Source organism: Corynebacterium sp. AOP36-E1-14, from assembly GCF_052377495.1.
Classification (GTDB): Bacteria; Actinomycetota; Actinomycetes; order Mycobacteriales; family Mycobacteriaceae; genus Corynebacterium.
Genome location: NZ_JBQSWV010000009.1, coordinates 62,372 through 80,358 on the forward strand (window position 1 = coordinate 62,372; position 17,987 = coordinate 80,358).

Sequence of the window (17,987 nt, forward strand, 5' to 3'; positions counted from 1 at the left end):
AAGCTGCACATCATTCGGAGGAAGTACCGAGGAGGCGCCCACCATGGGGTTCTATGAGGATGTTGCTGAGTCGCTGGATGCCGAGGGCATTGAGTCGAGGGTGAATGACGGGACGGTCTTCGTCCCGGTGTCCTCGGACCTCGAGATCCAGTTCGTGGAGATCGGGGAGGGGGTTCCGGCCGGACTGGTGGCGGCGAACGTGTTCCTCGCCATGGCCGACGTCGCCGAGGATGACGAGGAGTTCGAGGCAGCCCTGGTGGGTGTTGTCTTCTCTGTCGAGGAGGCGGTCGCCACCGTTGCCCGCCATATCGCGACCGACCAGGTCGTCGGCGTGATCCGCGACCTGATCGACGGCACGGACTCCAGGATCGTCGACCTGGAGTTCGTGCAGGACCCGGTCGACGCCCTCCGTGTCTCCGCGGAGATCGGGGAGAGCTCGGAGCTGGTCGTCACCCTCGACGGCGAGTCGACCGAACCGACGGCACGCGTCGAGTTCATCTCCCTGGGCGACGGGTTCGAGGACCTCATGGACGAGGCAATCGCCGACGTCTGGGACGGCGACTCGGTGGGCGAGGAGTACTCGGAGTTGGAACGCCAGGCCATGTTCCGTGGGCTGGTCAGCAACGTCGCGGAGATGTCCGAGGAGGTCCTCGACCTCGGCGTGTACACCGACTTCGACCGGCTCTTCGACGTCCTCGCCCTGGCGCAGGTCCAGGCCCCGGACTGGGAGGCTCTCCTGGTTCCGCTGGAAACCCTGTGGGAGGAAGACGACGAAGAGGACGACGAAGACGATGAAGACGATGATGAGGACGGTCAGGCCGCGGTGCCGTGACCGGGTTCGGGTGCTGACGCGCGGCCGGGTTCACCGCTCAGGAGGGCGTGCCACGTCCACTCCATGAGCCCGTCGGTCCGGGCAGGCCCGCCGCAGGACTCCTGTGACACCCAGAGCACGTGGCCGCAGACGAGCTGGCCGCCCTGGCCGTCCTCGGCACCCTCGCCGGTCTCATCGGCGTCGGACCTGAGCGTCCGACGGAACAGCGAGTGCACGTCCGTGGTCATGTTCCGGGCGGACGCGGTCAGGTTCGACTTCTCCGCCCTGGCGGTCAGGGTGACCAGGTGGACGGGTGTCGGCGGTGGGGTCTCGTCCGGTCCGGCCCCCGTGAGCCTGCGCCACATGGTGGTGGAGACCCGGTGACGTGACATGAACACCTGTGCGGGGCCGGAGGGGAGTGCGATGCGCAGGGACGGGGCCGTCCAGCCGGGGGAGACGCGGATACGGCTGCGCGGGTGGCGCAGGACCGTGGCGCACCGCTCGGCGGCACGGGAGACGGACAGTGCCGGCCTCAGTGCACTGAGCGGTCGACGCATCAGGACGTGGATGGACGGTGTCGTGGGTGTGGTGGTGTTCTCCATGCCGGGAACACTACGGCCGGCCGCGGACATGAATCCGCGACCGGCCGTGGTCAATCGACCATTCGTTCGAAAAGAGTGCTGGGGTCAGTAGAGGTCCGCCGGTGCGACACGCTGGGGGAACACCCGCGGACGCGCGCCGGCGATCTCCTCGACGATGCGGATCACCTGGTTGGAGTAGCCGTACTCGTTGTCGTACCACACGTAGACCACCAGGTTGCTGCCCTCGGCGATGGTGGCGAGACCGTCGACGATGCCGGCGTGGGTGGAGCCCACGAAGTCGGTGGAGACCACCTCGGGGGACTTGATGTAGTCGATCTGCTGACGCAGGTTCGAGTGCAGGGCGACCTTGTGGAGGTAGTCGTTGACCTCGTCGCGGGTGGTCTCGGTGTCGAGGTTGAGGTTCAGCACCGCCATCGAGACTTCCGGGGTGGGGACGCGGATGGCGTTGCCGGTGAGCTTTCCGCCGAGCTCCGGCAGCGCCTTGGCCACGGCCTTGGCGGCGCCGGTCTCGGTGATGACCATGTTCAGACCCGCGGCACGTCCGCGCCGGTCACCCTTGTGGAAGTTGTCGATGAGGTTCTGGTCGTTGGTGAACGAGTGCACCGTCTCGACGTGGCCGTGGCTGATGCCGTAGCGGTCGTTGATCACCTTGAGCACCGGCGTGATCGCGTTGGTGGTGCAGGACGCGGCGGACAGGATGCGGTCCGAGTCGTCCTCGGTGATGTCGTCGTGGTTGATCCCGTAGACCAGGTTGCGCACGTCGCCCTTGCCGGGCGCGGTCAGCAGGACCTTGGCCACACCGTTGGCCGCGAGGTGCTGGGAGAGTCCCTCGCGGTCGCGCCAGCGGCCGGTGTTGTCGACGAGTACCGCGTTGTCGATGCCGTAGGAGGTGTAGTCCACGGACGCCGGGTCGTTGGAGTAGATGACCTGGATCGGGGTGCCGTTGGCCCAGATGATCTCGTTGTCGTGGTCGACGGAGATCGTCCCGTCGAAGGCGCCGTGCACCGAGTCACGACGCAGCAGGCTGGCGCGCTTCTCCAGGTCGTCGTCGCCGTTGCGTCGCACGACCATGGCGCGCAGACGCACGCCGCCGTAGGCGGCTTCGCGGGCGATGAGGATGCGGGCGAGCAGGCGTCCGATACGTCCGAAGCCGTACAGGACGACGTCCGTCGGATCCTTCTCGGTGTGGGCGCCGACGACCTCGGCGAGCTCACGCTCGAGGTAGTCGCGCAGTGTGCCGGCGGACTCGCCCTCGGCCTCGTAGCCGGTGGCCAGGCGTCCCAGGTCGATCGACGCGCTGCCGAGGTTCATCTCCACCAGCTCCTGCAGGATCGGCAGGGTGGAGCTCAGCGGCAGCTCACGGTCGGTCACCAGACGTGCGTAACGGTGCGACTTGATCACGTCGACACCGGTCACGTTGATCAGCAGGCGACCGAAGACGGACGTGACGACGTTGTGCTCCCGGTGCAGGCGGGAGAGGAGCGGGAGGATCTGCTCGGCAAGCAGGATGCGGGAGTTCCAGTCGCTCTGGGAATCGGTGGCCGGTGCACTCATGGGTGTGGGAGCTCCTAGGGGGCGGTCGTGATGGTCCCCGGTAAGGGGGTAGAAGGACACTACAAAGGTAAGGGAACGGACGTACGGAGGGCTACTCGCCCCCGATGTCATCCCCCCGCTGCGGGGAGTCGGACGCTGGACCAGACGCGGCGGCGGCCGCGCGGCGCCGGGTGAGGGGGTAGAGCGCGGTCATCGCGACAAGGAAGATCACCCCCGCCCAGAGGGCGGAGTGGTACTCGTCCATCCAGACCATCGTCCCGAAGGTGAGCAGAATCACCCCGATGGCGAAGAACTGGCCCACCGGCCACAGCGGGACCGGGAACGCCGGGGGAGTGCCGTCGTCCTTCGTCACCGCGTTCTTGCCGTAGCGGCTGCCGAGGTGGGCGAGCAGGATCATCAGCCAGACGAAGACGGTGGCGAAGGTGGCCAGCGCCGCGATGCTCTGGAACATCTCCGCAGCGGTGCTGCTGGCGAGCTGAAGGGCCACACCGACCAGCAGGACGACCAGCATGACCCCGATCGTGGTCACCGGGACGCCCCGGTGGTTCAGCCGCGCGAAGATCCGCGGGGACAGGCCCTGGCGGGCCATGCCGAAGACCACGCGTCCGGCGCCGTAGAGGTCGGAGTTGATCGCCGAGAGCGCAGCGGAGACCACCACGACGTTCAGGGCCGCCGCGGCCCAGCCGATACCCAGGTCGCTGAAGATCTGGACGAACGGGGACTCCTCGCCGGTGATCTGCCGCCAGGGGATCACCGCCACGATCACCAGGATCGCCAGCACGTAGAACAGCAGGATGCGCATCGGCACGGTGTTGACGGCCTTGGGGATCGTCTTCTCGTGGTCGGCGGCCTCCCCGGCGGTCACCCCGATGATCTCGGTGCCGCCGAAGGCGAAGAGCACGAGGATCAGGGCGCTGAATACGCCGGTCACGCCGTTGGGGAACAGGCCGCCGTCGTTCCACAGGTTGTCGAATCCGGCGGACCCGCCGGTGTCGAGGTTGAAGACCAGGATCGCCGCACCGCCGAGGATCATCGCCACCACGGCCGTGACCTTGATCGAGGTGAACCAGAACTCCAGCTCCCCGTACCAGCGCGCACTGGCCAGGTTCGCCGCGCCGACGATCAGCAGTGCCACGGACACCCACACCCAGCCTGGGGTGTCGGGGAACCAGAAGGTCATGTACACCGTGATGGCCGTGAGGTCGGCCAGGCACACGATTATCATCTCGAAGGCGTACATCCAGCCGGTGATGTAGCCGGCCCAGCCGCCCAGGTACCGGCGGCAGTACTCGGCGAAGGACCCGGGGGCGGGGTCGGCGACGGCCATCTCGCCCAGGGCCCGGAGCATGAAGTACACCACGGCGCCGCCGAGCAGGTAGACGAACACCACGCCGGGGCCCGCGGCGCCGATGGCGCCGGACGAACCGTAGAACAGGCCGGTGCCGATCGCGGAGCCCAGTGCGATGAAGTGGATGTGCCGGTGGGTCAGCGTGCGGCGGAGCTGGCGTTCCTGCCGGACGGGGGCGCTTGAGTCACTCACGGACTCACATACTAACCATCGGGGAGTCCTATATCACAGCGCGGGCCGGTCGAATCGCTTTTATGGCGCCGACCACGTACTGTGAGGTCAATGTCTGAAACTGAGAACGTAACCGGCGACGAAAATATGCCGGAAACCTCCCAGTCGTCAGTACCTCAGGAGAATCTGCACGAGGATGCCACCTCCCCGGTCACGGGGTCGTCGGACCTCGGTGACGAAGTGGGCGCAGAGATTCCCGAGAGCACTGTGGACGGGGACGTCACCGAGAAGAACATCCAAACAGAAAACGAGAAGAACGGCTTCGACACCCTCGGCCTGCCGCCGAAGATCCTCGAGGCCGTGGAACGGGTCGGCTTCACGACCCCGTCGCCGATCCAGGCGTCCACCATCCCCACCCTCATGGAGGGTCGGGACGTCGTGGGTCTGGCGCAGACCGGTACCGGTAAGACCGCTGCCTTCGCTCTGCCCGCGCTGTCGCGCCTCGACCCCAACCAGCGCACCCCGCAGGTCCTGGTTCTCGCCCCCACGCGAGAGCTGGCCCTGCAGGTCGCCGATTCCTTCGAGACCTTCGCCAAGCAGCTCGGCGGCGTGAGCGTCCTGCCGATCTACGGTGGCGCACCCTACGGTGCCCAGCTGTCCGGCCTGCGCCGTGGCGCCCAGGTCGTCGTCGGCACCCCCGGTCGTGTGATCGACCACCTGGCCAAGGGCAGCCTCGACCTGTCCGGTCTGCGTTTCCTCGTCCTCGACGAGGCCGACGAGATGCTCAACATGGGCTTCCAGGAGGATGTCGAGCGCATCCTGTCCGACACTCCCGACGACCGCCAGGTCGCCCTGTTCTCGGCCACCATGCCGTCGGCGATCCGTCGCCTCTCCAAGCAGTACCTGAACGACGCCGCCGAGATCACGGTGAAGTCCACGCAGCGCACCGCGGAGAACATCGAGCAGGACTACCTGTACGTCACCTACCGCAACAAGCTCAACGCGCTGACCAGCATCCTCGAGGTCACCGACTTCGACGCGATGATCCTCTTCGTCCGTACGAAGAACGACACAGAGGAGGTCGCCGAGAAGCTGCGTGAGCGCGGGTTCGACGCCGCCGCCATCAACGGTGACATCCCGCAGAACCAGCGTGAGCGCACCGTCGACCAGCTCAAGGACGGTCGCCTCGACATCCTCGTGGCCACGGACGTCGCCGCCCGTGGTCTCGACGTGGAGCGCATCACCCACGTCTTCAACTACGACATCCCGCGCGACACCGAGTCCTACGTGCACCGCATCGGCCGTACCGGCCGTGCCGGTCGCCACGGCCGCGCGATCCTCTTCGTCACCCCGCGTGAGGGTCGGCTGCTCAAGAACATCGAGCGGGCCACCAAGTCCAAGCTCAACGAGATCGAGCTGCCGGGCGTCGACCAGGTCAACGAGGCACGCAAGAAGAAGTTCCACGCCTCGATCACCGAGTCGCTCAAGGGCAAGCAGGTCGCGACCTTCCGCGACCTGATCGCCGAGTACGCCACCGAGAACGACGTCGAGCCCACGGAGATCGCCGCGGCCCTGGCCGCCAAGCTCCAGGGCAAGGAGCCGTTCCTGATGGAGGAGATCCAGGAGCCGCCGCGTCGCGAGCGTCGTGACCGCAACGACCGCGGGGACCGTGGCGACCGCCGTGACGGTTTCGACGGCCAGTCCGGTGTGCACCGCCCGTTCAAGGAGCGCTTCAACAAGCAGGCGCCCACGGTCACCGACCGTAACGGCAAGTCCCTCGCGGTCTACCGCATCGGCGTCGGCCACCGGCAGCGCGTGCGCCCGGGAGCCATCGTCGGCGCCCTGGCCAACGAGGGGAACATGAATTCCCGCGACTTCGGCCGGATCAGCATCTTCTCCGAGCACTCCCTGGTGGAGCTGCCGGCCGACCTGCCGCGCGAGACCTTCGAGTCCCTCGACCAGACCCGGATCTCCGGCAAGCTGATCAACATCGAGCCGGACCCCGGCGCCCCCGCCGGACGCCCCGCGCGTACCCGTCAGGACGGCGACCGCGGCGGTGACCGTGGTGGCAACCGCGGCGGCGGGCGTCCCCGCGGCGACCGTAACGATCGCAACGACCGTAACGACCGCGGCAACCGCGGCCGGAACGACCGTGGCAACGGCGGCGGACGTTTCGACCGCGACCGTGGCGACCGCGGTGGACGCGGCAGCTTCCGCGGCAACCGCGGCGCGAAGCGCGACTGACGGTCACAGACCGCACACCCGTCGTGCCGCGTCCGCGTCCGCGGCACTGACGGTGAGCCGGTAGGTCAGGCTCACCACGAGATAGCGCGCGGCATAGGCACAGCCGGCTCCCGAGAGGGAGCCGGCTTTCGCCGTCTGCGGGAGCCATTCACCCAGCGTCCCGTCACTCTTGGCCTGGTTCGCCGCGCCGGAGACCGCCAACAGGTTGACCTCCCGGTCGTTGGCGAAGGCCACGCGCGTCGAGCGCTCCCACCCCCACGCGCCGTGGTCCCACGCCGCGGAGAGGGGGACCACGTGGTCGATCTCCACGTCCCCCGGGCTCAGCGGTCCACCGGTGTACACGTCGGTGGTCTCGCCCGTCGCGACGGGGCAGGAGCCGGGCGTACCGGGGGAGTGGTCGGCGAAGGCGTCCAACAGGACGAGGTGCCGGGTGCTGCACCCCACCCCGTCGCCGTACTGCTGCGACCACCCGCCGAAGTGCTCGCGCGAGTAGCCGAGCACGTGGACGCGGCGCGGGACGGTGCGCAGCTCGTCCAGCGCCGCCGTCACCGACGCGCGGTCGGCGGACGCCGGGGCGTCCTGCGCCCGTCCGGAGGGGGCCAGCACGCAGGCGGCCAGCAGGGCGCCGGCGACGAACAACGGCGGGAACGACGAAACCGGCCGGGGGAGTCTCATGGTGAAGAGAGACTCCCCCGACCGGTCCGGAGGTTCCCGTCCGGGGCAGATCCGCGCGGGGCGCGGGTCAGTGCCCGGGGTGGATCACTGCTAGAGCTTGCCCTCGGCAGACTCTGCCTCGACCTTGGCACGGGCGGCCTCGAGGTCGGCGTCGCCGTTGTCGACGGTGAGCTGGGCGAAGCGCAGGGCCTCGTCGAACTCGTCGGTGATCTCCTTGGAGGGGGCCTTGGTGGCCAGGGTGACGGTGACCATCAGGATGACGTTCAGCGCCACGCCCGGGATCATCTCGTACAGGCCGAAGGGCTTGTCCATGACACCGAACTGCGGCAGGCCACCCCAGATGAAGGCGACGAGCGCGCCGGCGATCATGCCGGCAGCCGCACCCTGGGCGTTGAGTCGACGCCAGTACAGCGAGGCGACGATGACCGGGCCGAAGGCTGCACCGAAGCCGGCCCAGGCGAACTCGACCAGGCCGAGGATCGCGGAATCCGGATCCAGGGCGATGAGCGCGGCGATGATCGCCACGATGACGACCATCGCACGCGACAGGTTCTTCAGCACCGTGTCCGAGGCGTTCTTGTTGATCATGCCCGCGTAGATGTCCTCCACCAGTGCGGAGGCGACCACGAGCAGCTGCGAGGAGACCGTGGACATGATCGCGGCCAGCACGGCCGTGAGGATCAGGCCGGCGACCAACGGGTGGAAGAGCACCTTGGCCATGTCCAGGAAGTTGGTCTCGTAGTTCGCCGTGTCGGAGAACATGGCCTCCGGGGTCTGGGCGAAGAAGACCGGGGCGGTCATGGCGATGAACACCGCGCCGATGAGGCACAGGAACATCCAGCTGACGCCCCAGCGACGGCCGGCGACGGCGTCGGACGGCTTACGCATGGCCATGAAGCGAACCACGATGTGGGGCTGGCCGAAGTAGCCGAGGCCCCAGGCGAGGTTCGAGATGATGATGATGAACGCGGCCCAGGTGGTCGTGTCGTTGAACTGGAACAGGCTGTAGAAGTTCGAGTTCGCCGCGACGGCGTTCACCGCGCCGTCGGCCATCGACCCGTAGTCGTTGTCGAGCTGGTAGGTGAAGATGTCCCCCGGGTTGTCCAGGGAGATGATCGCGAAGACGGGCACCAGGATCAGCGCCAGGAACATCATCGAGCCCTGGACCACGTCGGTGTAGGACACCGCGAGGAAGCCGCCGACGAAGGTGTACACCACGGTGACGGCACCGATGATGGCCAGGCCGGTGAGGTAGTCGCCGTCGAAGCTGGACTGGAAGTAACGTCCGCCGGCGACCATGCCGGAGGACACGTAGAAGACGAAGAAAACCAGGATGATGATGCCCGCGACCACACGCAGCGTGTGGCTGTGGTCGCGCAGGCGGTTCTCGAAGAACGACGGCACGGTGATCGAGTTGTTCGACACCTCGGTGTAGCTACGCAGCCGGGGTGCGACCAGCTTCCAGTTCAGCCAGCAACCGATCAGCAGCCCGACGCCCATCCAGATCTCGGAGAAACCTGACATGAACAGTGCGCCGGGCAGACCCATCAGCAGCCAGCCGGACATGTCGGACGCGCCGGCGGACAGTGCGGCGACGAACGGGTGGAGGCCGCGGCCTCCGACCACGTAGTCCTCGTACTTGTCTGTCTTGGTGAAACTCCAGACTCCGATGCCGAGCATCACAGCCAGATAGATCACCATGGCGATAATGAACCAGGTTTGTTCACTCACCGTTGGCCTCCTCAGTAGGTGGTAGCGGTTGATCGTTCAGAATTAGCAGGCGCCACCCCACTACGTGGGGAGGCGACACCCCATCAGGGTTCCATGTCCGCACCGTGATATCCAGCCGGACAGCCAAAAAACCCGAATGTTCCCCCCAGGATTCTGCCAGGATCACGCTGGTATGCCCGTTGTTCGACCGTTCGGGTGCGCGCGTGGTTTCCATGTCCGTGCCCCGTGGTACACAAGGGGAGTGACTGACTACCAGGTTCATCTCCTCTGGCTCAACGGCCAGGGCCTCCACGTCTGGGCCGAACGTGTCGAGGGGCATGCCGCCGTCGTCGACGCGTCCGAGATCGCCGAGGGCGCCCTGCCGGACCGGCTGCGCACGTTGATGACGGCACGCCCGTTGCGCCGCCGGGAACCGGTGCAGGTGGCGACGCCGAAGGGTAAGGTGCTGGCGCTCGACCTGCCCACCCAGGGCTACACGCCCGACCAGGCGCTGGAGGTGCTCGGCGGGTTGTCGCGCCACGTGCGTTCGGCGGGCTCGGACGAGGGGCTGAGCCCGGAGTCACTGTGGTTCGTCCGCCTCTACGAGCTCCTCCTGGAGGCGGTCCACGCCGGCCGGGTGATGATGAAGATGCAGTTCGCCGACGGCCGGTGGTTCCCCACCTGGTGTCTGTCCACCAGCGGCGACCACAACCGCGTGGTGCGCGAGTTCCAGGCCGGTGCACCGGCTGTGCTCACCCTCAACGGGGGGCCGGACGTGCTGCTGCGTGCCGCCGACGAACTGGTGCACTGGATGTGCGTGCGGCTGTTGCAGGACCGCATGGAACTGGTCGGAGGACTTCCGGAGAACCACTTCATCCACTCGTTGGTCACCGGGGAGGCCGACAAGCGGGCCAACTCGGCGGTCGCCGAGCTGTTGAACGGCTGGCGTGCCTCGGCCCGCGCGGCGTCCACCCGGCTGGTGCTGTCCCTGGAGGAACCGGACAGTCTCGCCGGCGCGGTGACCCCCGGGCACAACCGGGTGGCGGGCAAGGAGGCCGGGCCGTGTTGGCGCGTGGAGGTCAGGTTGTCGGTGGATGACGGGCCTGCCCAACCGATCAAGGCAGCCGAGGCCACCGGGTCGGTGCGTCAGTCCCTGCGCACCGGGCTCGACCAGGCCTACCGGGCGTGGCCGCAGCTGCGGGAGTACACCTCGGCCGCGGAGGCGTGGCTGCGCACGAAGCTGTGGTTCCCGCCGTCGGAGTCGCTGACCGGGCGACCGGAGAAGGACCGCGTGGTCTACCTCGCGCTGGACATCTCCCAGGTGGAGACCCTGCTGGGAGAGGGCGTCCAGGCGCTGTCCTCCAGCGGCATCGAGGTCCTCGTGCCGCGGGCGTGGTCGCGGGTGCGACCGGACGTGCGGGTCAAGGTCACCCCTGTCGGTCAGGGGCCGGGCTCGGGGAAGATGGGCCTGGACCAGGTCCTGTCGTTCGACTGGTCGATCGCGGTCGACGGGGAGGAGCTCAGCGCCGAGACGATGGAGGAGCTGATGACCAGCGCCTCGTCGATGGTGGAGATTCACGGGCGCTACGTCCGGCTCGACACCAACTCCCTCAACGCCGCGCGCAACTACTTCGCCAGGCTGCGGGACGCGGCGGCGGAGGCGGCGGACGCGGCGTCCGGCGACGGGTCGGACGGTGCGCAGCTCACCCTCGTCGACCTCGTCGACGCGGAGCTGGACTCCCTGTCCGAGGGTGGCCCGGGGATGGAGGAGATCACGGTCGACGCGGAAGGCTGGCTCGACCGGCTCGTCCGTTCCTTCTTCCCGAACCCGTGGAAGGACGAGGGGCGTCCCGCCCTGGCCCCGCCGGAGATCGTCGAGGTCCCCGCCATGGTGCAGTCGACGCTGCGTGACCACCAGCGCCGTGGCCTGAACTGGTTGGTGTGGATGTTCCGGCACCGCATCGGCGCCATCCTCGCCGACGACATGGGGCTGGGCAAGACCCTGCAGGTCCTGAGCCTGCTGGCGTGGGAGCGTGAGGCGGGCGAGGTCGAGGGGCCGACGTTGGTCATCGCGCCCACCTCGGTGCTCGACACCTGGCGTTCGGAGGTGGATCGCCATGTCCCGGGGCTGTCGGTGCTGGTCGACCACGGTTCCCGGAAGGTCGCCGAGAAGGACTTCGTGGAGCGCGCCACGTCCAACGACATCGTGCTCACGACCTACGGCACCGTGGCCCGTAACCCCGCGCGCTACGGCCGGCTCACCTGGGGCCGGGTCGTCGCCGATGAGGCGCAGAACATCAAGAACCCCGGTACCGCGCAGAGTCGGGCGGTGGGCCTGATCCCCGCCGGCCACCGGCTGGCGTTGACCGGTACCCCGGTGGAGAACCGCCTGGCGGAGCTGCATTCGATCCTCAATTTCTGCAACCCGGGGATCCTGGGCAGCGCCCAGGCCTTCCAGAACCGGTTGGCGATGCCGGCAGAGAAGGGGGAGAACGACGACAGCCGCGACCAGTTGCGCAGGCTCGTGGAACCCTTCATCCTGCGCCGGGTCAAGGACGACGAGTCGGTGGGGCTGAACCTCCCGGACAAGCACGAGGTCATCGACCAGGTGCCGCTGACCGAGGAGCAGGCGGCGCTCTACGAGGCGTACACCTCGAGCCTGGAGCGTCGGATCGCCGAGGCGAAGGGCAAGGGTCGCAGCGGGATCATCCTCGGCGCCCTGGTGCGCATCAAGCAGATCTGCAACCACCCGGCGCACTTCACCGGCGACGGGTCCGGGCTGATGAAGAACGGACGGCACCGGTCGAAGAAGGTCGAGCGACTCTTCGAGATCGTGGAGGAGGCACTCGCCAGTGGCCGCAAGGTGCTGGTGTTCACCCAGTTCCCGTCCTTCGGGGCGATGCTCGCTCCGGAACTGCAGCGCAACTTCGGTGAGCTCGCCGACGGTGGTGTCCCGGTGCTGCACGGCGGACTCAGCCGTGGTGAGCGCACGAGGATGGTCGACGGCTTCCAGTCCGACGACGGGCCGAAGGTGATGATCCTGTCGACACGGGCCGGAGGGACCGGCATCACGCTGACCCACGCCAGCGTGGTGGTGCACATCGACCGGTGGTGGAACCCGGCGGTCGAGGACCAGGCCACCGACCGGGCCTACCGGATCGGGCAGGGACGCGAGGTGACCGTCCACAAGCTGGTCTCCGTGGGTACCCTGGACGAACGCATCAACGACATCCTGAGTTCGAAACGTGAGCTGGCGGGAGACATCGTCACCACGGGTGAGGGGTGGATCGCGAAGCTGGACGACGGCGACCTCGCCGAGCTCTGGATGCTCAGGCGCTCCACCGTGGACAGGACGTCCGCCGGCAGCGACAGGGCGGAGCCCGCCACCCGCGGACGCGCCGGTGAGAGGGAAGGGAACGGGGATAACGATGAGTAACCGCTGGGACGAACGTCGCAAGGCCAGGGAGAGGATCGGCATCCCCCAGCCCGAGTGGGGCGACAACGTGGTGTCCGCGGACTTCAGCCGCGGTCGTGGCGCCACGAAGAAGCCGGGACGCGCCCGCCAGCCCGACCCCACGTCACCGGTGCAGCCGGACGGTTCGGACGGCGCGGGCGGCGCGGGCGGCAAACGGGCTCGGCGTGGTACGGGCGCCGAGGAACCCCGGAGTGCCAGGGAGGGGTGGGCCGCCGAGGAGATCATGCGTACCGCCACCGCGCAGGCCGACTCCTCGCGGCTGTCGCGTGGGCGGACCTACTTCCGCGGCGGCCACGCGACCCGGATGGAGTACGAACTCGGGCGGGTCGACGCCCTGGTCAGCGGTACCCAGCTGGAACCTTTCGAGGTGCAGATCCGGTGGCGTCCGCTGACGCGCCGGCAGGTCGACTTCGTCATCGGCGAGTGCAGCGACCAGCCCGACAACGTCCGTCGGCTGCTGGCGGGCATGCGTCCGACGGCGTCTGTGGCCAGTGTGCTGTTCGGCGTCGAGCACTACATGGACTCGTTCTGCACCTGCCCGGACCTCGCGGAGTTCTGCAAGCACCGGGTCTGCGTGGCCTACGCGCTCGCCGAGAGGTTCTCCAAGGACCCCGCGGAGTTCCTCGCATGGCGCGGAGTCGACGTGGAGGAGCTGCTTGCTGCGACCGGAGGCGCGGTCAGCCCCCCGACGGGCTGGTCGGACGAGGACACGGGGAAGGCAGACGGCTCCGGGGACGCCGGGGCGTCCGGGTGGGCTGGGTGCAACGGCAACGGCAACGGCAACGGCACCGCCAGCGGCAGCGGGGAAGATCATGCAGCCGACGGCTCCGACGGGTCGCAGGAGGACACGACGACCTACACACCGACGGAGTTCTGGGGCGACCCGGAGGCCCTCCCGTCCTGGGGCCCGCTGGAGATGGAGTTCGGCCTCGAGCTGGGGGACACACAGGCCAGGGACCGTGCCCTGCGCAAGTTCAGCTGGAACAACGCCGACCAGCTCCGCGTGCTCGACACGCTGACCCGGTGCTATGAGGCGCTCACCGCCCTGGACGACCCCAGCGAGCCCTACGGGCAGGACGGTCCGCGCGGAGCCGGGGGCAAGGTGTTCGAACGCGAGCCGTGGATGTCCGGGCCGGATGATAGAAGTGGTGACCATGACTGAGACAGCGGCGTTACCCGTGGGCCTGCCCCCTCTGCCGGAGGACGGCGTGTTCCGGTTCATGCACACCTCCGACTGGCAGCTGGGCATGGACCGTTGGTTCCTCGGCGACGAGGCGGGGCCCCGGTACCGGGAGGCACGTCTGGCCGCGGTGGAGCGGCTGCTCGTCACCGCCGGTGAGCGTGGCTGCGCCGCCGTGGTCGTGGCCGGTGACGTCTTCGACGACAACCTCGTCGACCCGGTCACGTGGCGCCGGGCCGTGGACATCCTGCGGCGCAGCCCGGTCCCGGTGTTCCTGCTGCCGGGTAACCACGACCCCTACGACGCAGCCAGTGTCTACCGGTCCCGGGAGTTCGACGACCTCGCGCCGACCGTGCAGGTCCTCACCGACAGCCGGCCGCGTACCGTCGCCCGGGGTGGGGAAGAGGTGGACGGTGTGGTGCCTGCCGAGATCCTCGGCGCGCCTCTGTTGTCGAAGTACATGAGCGCCGACCCGGTGGCCTCCGCGCTGTCCGGGTCGGGCGCTGGAATCAGCTCCGCCGGTACCGGCGATGATGCGGAGGCCGGGGGGCTGGAGCAGAAGCAGCCGGGCGCGGTGCGCATCCTCGTGGGGCACGGCGCGACCCAGTCGCGGACCTCCGGCGGCGACCCGGCGGTCATCGACGTCGACGCCGCCGCAGCGGCCTGCCGTGACGGGGTCATCGACTTCCTCGCCCTGGGCGACACCCATTCGGTGGGGTGCCTGCACCAGGACGGGACCGTCTGGTACTCCGGCAGCCCCGAGGTCACCGACTTCCGTGAGGAGGACGGCGGCGGTGAAGGCCGCTCGGGCCACGCCCTGATCGTGGACATCACCCCGGTAGCCGGCCGGCCCGCGTCCACCGTGGGGGTCGAGGATATCCGCACCGGGCGCTGGCGGTTCCAGGCGTTGTCGGCCCAGATCAACGGTCCACAGGACGTCGAGGAGTGGATCGGCCGACTCGAGGAGATGCAGGAGAAACGCACCACCGTGGTGAAGTACGCGCTGACCGGCACCGTCGACCTGGCGACCGCGGCGGTGCTGGACCAGGAGATGGAACGGATGCGTCCGGCGTTCGCCGCACTGTACGAACGGCAACGGCTGATGGACCTGCACGTCGTCCCGGGCGACCAGGAGCTGGTGGGCGCGGACTGGCCGGGGGTCGTCGGAGTGGCGGCGAGACACCTCGCCGACCGCGGTGCCCACGAGGACGAGACCGCCCAGGACGCGCTTCGCCTGCTCTACCGGCTCAGCGCACAGAAGGGGAGCTAGGAACAAGACGATGCTGAAAATCAGGTCACTGACCCTGTCGCATGTGGCGGGGGTCGAGCACGCCCACGTGGAGTTCCCGGACAACGGGGTGCTCGTGGTCCACGGGCCCAACGAGGTGGGCAAGTCCACCCTGTTGCGCGCGATCCGGCTGCTGCTCGACGACACGCCCACCAGCTCACGCAAGCGGGAGGTCAAGGCGCTCAAGGACGTCGGCGTCGACGAGCCGACCACGATCAGTGCGCAGATGCTCGTCGGGGACATGGAACTGCACCTCACCAAGGCCTACAACAAGGGCACCGGACGGTGTGAACTGCAGGTCAGCTCGCCGCGCGCGGAGAGCCTCACCGGACGTGAGGCCTCCGACCGCTTCGCCGAGATCCTGCGTGGCGAGGTCGACACCGACCTGCTGGACGCCCTCACGGTGGAGCAGGGGGCGAGTCTCGACCAGCTGGCCGCCGCCGGCCTCGGACCGCTGGAACGGGCGCTGGCCGAGGAGACCGGGGTCGACGACCCCGCCGCGGGGGACCAGGGCGACATCGGTGCGGCATCGACCCTGGTCGACCGTATCGCCGCCGAACGGGCCCGCTACTTCACCCCGGGTGGCAGGGCGTCGAAGGAGCTCAAGGCGGCCGACGATGAACTGGCGGTGGCCGAGGACGAGCACCGCACCGCCGAGTACGCCTACGACCAGGCGCAGAAGCTGATCACCGACCTCGAACGCCTGCGTGCCGAGAAGGACGAGGTCACCCGCCAGGAGCCGAAGGCACGTGCCGAGGCGCAATCGACCGCCGCAGACCTGGAGAAGGGCCGTGAGCGCCAGCGCAGGATCGACGAGCACACCCTTGTGGTGACCAGGGCGAAGCAGGCACTGGAACTGGCGGAGCAGCGACTCCAGGTGCGTGAGGACCGGGTGGCCGAACTGACCGAGGCGACCACGGTCCGGGATGCCGCCGCCACGGCCGTCACCGCCGCGACGGAGGCCGCCGACGGGGAACGCCACCGCGAGGCGCAGCTGCGCGAAACACTGGCGCAACTGCGACGCCGTGCCCGCACCCTCTCCGCCTACGGCAGGTACCTCGACGCCAGGGAGCGCCGGGCGGCGGTGGCACAGACCCGCCAGGTACTCGCCGAACAACAGGAGAAGGCGGAGGAGGTCTCCCGGAAGATCGAGGAGACCCGGCGGCAACTCGCCGAGAACCCCGTCACACCGGAGCTGGAGTCGAAGATCCGGCAGGTCGAGGCCGAGCACCACCGGGCCCTCGGTGTCCGTGATGCCTCGGCGACACTCGTCGAGGTCAGCGGGCCGGCGGGGACACACTTCCGCGTGGACGGCGGCGACCACGAACTCGCCGAGGTTCCCGAGAGCCTGCGGGTCACCTCCCCGCGGGCACTGGAGTTCGGCGACGTCACCGTCAGCGTCACCCCGGCCCGGGGCAAGGACGGGCAGCTCGAGAGCGGTGACCTCGACGCCGAGGTCGAGAGGACGCAGACGTCCCTTCGCGCCGCCCTCACCGAGGCAGGGGTCTCCACGATCGAGGACGTGGCGGGGCAGGCAGAGGCCAGGCGTGTGCTCCAGGAGTCGCTCGGGGAACTGCGCATCACCCTGAGCCAGGCCACCGGCGGACTGTCCTTGGACGAGCACCGCCAGAAGATCGAGGAGAACGACCGGGACCACCGCGCCGCCGACACCGCGGCCACCGCCGCCCACGACCTCATCGCCGAGGAGGATCCCGACGGCGAGGTCGAGCTCCCCGACGAGGCCGGTTCCGCGACGTCCGCCCCCTCTGCGACCTCCGGCACCGGTGAGGTGACCCGGCAGGTCGACGAGGCTGAGGCGCAGGCGGAGAAGACCAGGGAGGACCTCGACACCCTGGCACGCACCGGGGCCGTCGCCGTGCTGAACAGCAGGGTGGAGGAACGTGACCGCGCCGACGCCCGGGTGGGCACCATCGCCACGGCCCTGGAGAACATGCGCGCCGACGTCGACGACGACCACCTGCGACAGCAGGTGAGCGGTGCCAGCCAGGACGTTGCCACGGCACAGGGGGAGTTGGACGCCCTGCTCGCAGAGACCGACCACAGCGCCGGCGACCTCGACACGCTCGAAGGGCTCGCCGAGGGTGCCCAGTCACGGGTGAAGCGACTGCGTGACCGCGCCGACCGCATCGGCCACGAGATCTCCGGGGCCAACGGTGCGCTCGGTGAACACAGCGGTGTCGCCGAACGCATGGAGGCGGCCACCTCCCGGCTGCAACGCGCCCGTCGTACCCGGGAACGCGTCCACCGCCAGGCCCAGGCCGCCGACGCACTCCACCAGGCGGTGCAGGCCGCCCGTGACGATGCGCGACGTCGCTACGAGGCGCCCTACCGGGCCTCCGTGGAGAAGCTCGCCCGCACCCTCTACGGCCGGGCGGTCACCATCGAGTTCGACGAGGACCTGCGCATCTCGCGCCGGGTGCTGGACTCCACCGCACTCGACGCCGCGCAGCTGTCCGGCGGCGCCAGGGAACAGCTGTCGATCCTGTCCCGCCTCGCCGTCGCCGACATCGTGGGCAAGGGGGAGGGCGTGCCGGTGGTCATCGACGACGCCCTCGGTTTCGCCGACTCCGCGCGGGTGCAGCGGATGAACGTGGTGCTGTCACAGCTCGGCAGGACCAACCAGATCATCGTGCTCACCTGCGACCCCGCACGGTTCGACGGCGTCCCCGGGGCCACGGTGACCTCCATGGCGCAGCTGCAGGGCTGACATCGAGAAGCGGCCCGACCACCATCGACGATGGTGATCGGGCCGCATCAGTGTGCCCCCGAGACGATTCGAACGTCCGACCGCTGGTACCGGAAACCAGTGCTCTATCCCCTGAGCTACGGAGGCAATGCGGTCACTATAGCACCGCGGATCCGTGCCACCGCAAAACCCCCGGACGGGACGCGATTCGCGGAGTCCAAC

11 protein-coding genes and 1 tRNA gene are annotated in these 17,987 nt (G+C 68.8%); 6 read left to right on the plus strand and 6 right to left on the minus strand.

Annotated features, from left to right (window positions below; all coding sequences use genetic code 11):
• Window positions 1–43: 43 nt before the first annotated feature.
• Window positions 44–832, plus strand: a complete 789-nt coding sequence (locus ACT3TD_RS06105) for a hypothetical protein (RefSeq protein WP_441579248.1) — start codon at window positions 44–46, stop codon at window positions 830–832.
• Here ACT3TD_RS06105 and ACT3TD_RS06110 read toward each other — a convergent pair.
• The 3 genes from ACT3TD_RS06110 to ACT3TD_RS06120 all read right to left on the minus strand — a co-directional run bounded on the left by ACT3TD_RS06110 (window position 814) and on the right by ACT3TD_RS06120 (window position 4,507).
• Entirely contained in the window at window positions 814–1,413 is a 600-nt protein-coding gene (locus ACT3TD_RS06110; RefSeq protein ID WP_441579249.1) for a hypothetical protein, read from the minus strand. The genes ACT3TD_RS06105 and ACT3TD_RS06110 overlap by 19 nt on opposite strands.
• A gap of 84 nt (window positions 1,414–1,497) precedes the next feature.
• On the minus strand, window positions 1,498–2,967 hold the full coding sequence (locus ACT3TD_RS06115) for a glyceraldehyde-3-phosphate dehydrogenase (protein ID WP_441579250.1): 1,470 nt from the start codon (window positions 2,965–2,967) through the stop codon (window positions 1,498–1,500).
• Window positions 2,968–3,058: 91 nt separating this feature from the next.
• Complete coding sequence (locus tag ACT3TD_RS06120; RefSeq protein WP_444614943.1) at window positions 3,059–4,507, minus strand: amino acid permease; 1,449 nt, start codon at window positions 4,505–4,507, stop codon at window positions 3,059–3,061.
• Between the two features lie 90 nt (window positions 4,508–4,597).
• Between ACT3TD_RS06120 and ACT3TD_RS06125 the strand changes: the two genes are divergently transcribed.
• Complete coding sequence (locus ACT3TD_RS06125; protein WP_441579252.1) at window positions 4,598–6,730, plus strand: DEAD/DEAH box helicase; 2,133 nt, start codon at window positions 4,598–4,600, stop codon at window positions 6,728–6,730.
• Window positions 6,731–6,733: 3 nt separating this feature from the next.
• On the opposite strand, the gene ACT3TD_RS06130 is transcribed toward ACT3TD_RS06125, so the two are convergent.
• Both ACT3TD_RS06130 and putP read right to left on the minus strand, forming a co-directional pair.
• Entirely contained in the window at window positions 6,734–7,405 is a 672-nt protein-coding gene (locus tag ACT3TD_RS06130; protein WP_444614941.1) for an HNH endonuclease family protein, read from the minus strand.
• A gap of 90 nt (window positions 7,406–7,495) precedes the next feature.
• Window positions 7,496–9,136 (minus strand): sodium/proline symporter PutP, encoded by a 1,641-nt coding sequence (gene putP / locus ACT3TD_RS06135; protein WP_444637974.1) that lies wholly within the window; start codon window positions 9,134–9,136, stop codon window positions 7,496–7,498.
• 241 nt (window positions 9,137–9,377) lie between these two features.
• Between putP and ACT3TD_RS06140 the strand changes: the two genes are divergently transcribed.
• The 4 genes from ACT3TD_RS06140 to ACT3TD_RS06155 are packed head-to-tail and all read left to right on the plus strand — an operon-like array spanning window position 9,378 to window position 17,786.
• The gene (locus tag ACT3TD_RS06140; protein ID WP_441579731.1) at window positions 9,378–12,551 is read left to right on the plus strand and encodes a DEAD/DEAH box helicase; all 3,174 of its coding nucleotides are present in this window, start codon (window positions 9,378–9,380) and stop codon (window positions 12,549–12,551) included.
• Window positions 12,544–13,752: an SWIM zinc finger family protein gene (locus tag ACT3TD_RS06145; protein WP_444614939.1), complete on the plus strand. Its 1,209-nt coding sequence runs from the start codon at window positions 12,544–12,546 to the stop codon at window positions 13,750–13,752. The genes ACT3TD_RS06140 and ACT3TD_RS06145 overlap by 8 nt, the downstream gene beginning before the upstream one ends.
• Window positions 13,745–15,040 (plus strand): metallophosphoesterase family protein, encoded by a 1,296-nt coding sequence (locus ACT3TD_RS06150; protein ID WP_444614938.1) that lies wholly within the window; start codon window positions 13,745–13,747, stop codon window positions 15,038–15,040. Before ACT3TD_RS06145 ends, ACT3TD_RS06150 begins: the two co-directional genes overlap by 8 nt.
• Before the next feature lie 10 nt (window positions 15,041–15,050).
• Window positions 15,051–17,786 carry an AAA family ATPase gene (locus ACT3TD_RS06155; RefSeq protein ID WP_301441823.1) on the plus strand — a complete coding sequence of 912 codons (2,736 nt, stop codon included), beginning with the start codon at window positions 15,051–15,053 and terminating at the stop codon, window positions 17,784–17,786.
• A gap of 53 nt (window positions 17,787–17,839) precedes the next feature.
• Here the strand turns inward: ACT3TD_RS06155 and ACT3TD_RS06160 are convergent.
• Window positions 17,840–17,912 (minus strand) — tRNA-Arg (locus ACT3TD_RS06160).
• Between the last annotated feature and the right edge of the window lie 75 nt (window positions 17,913–17,987).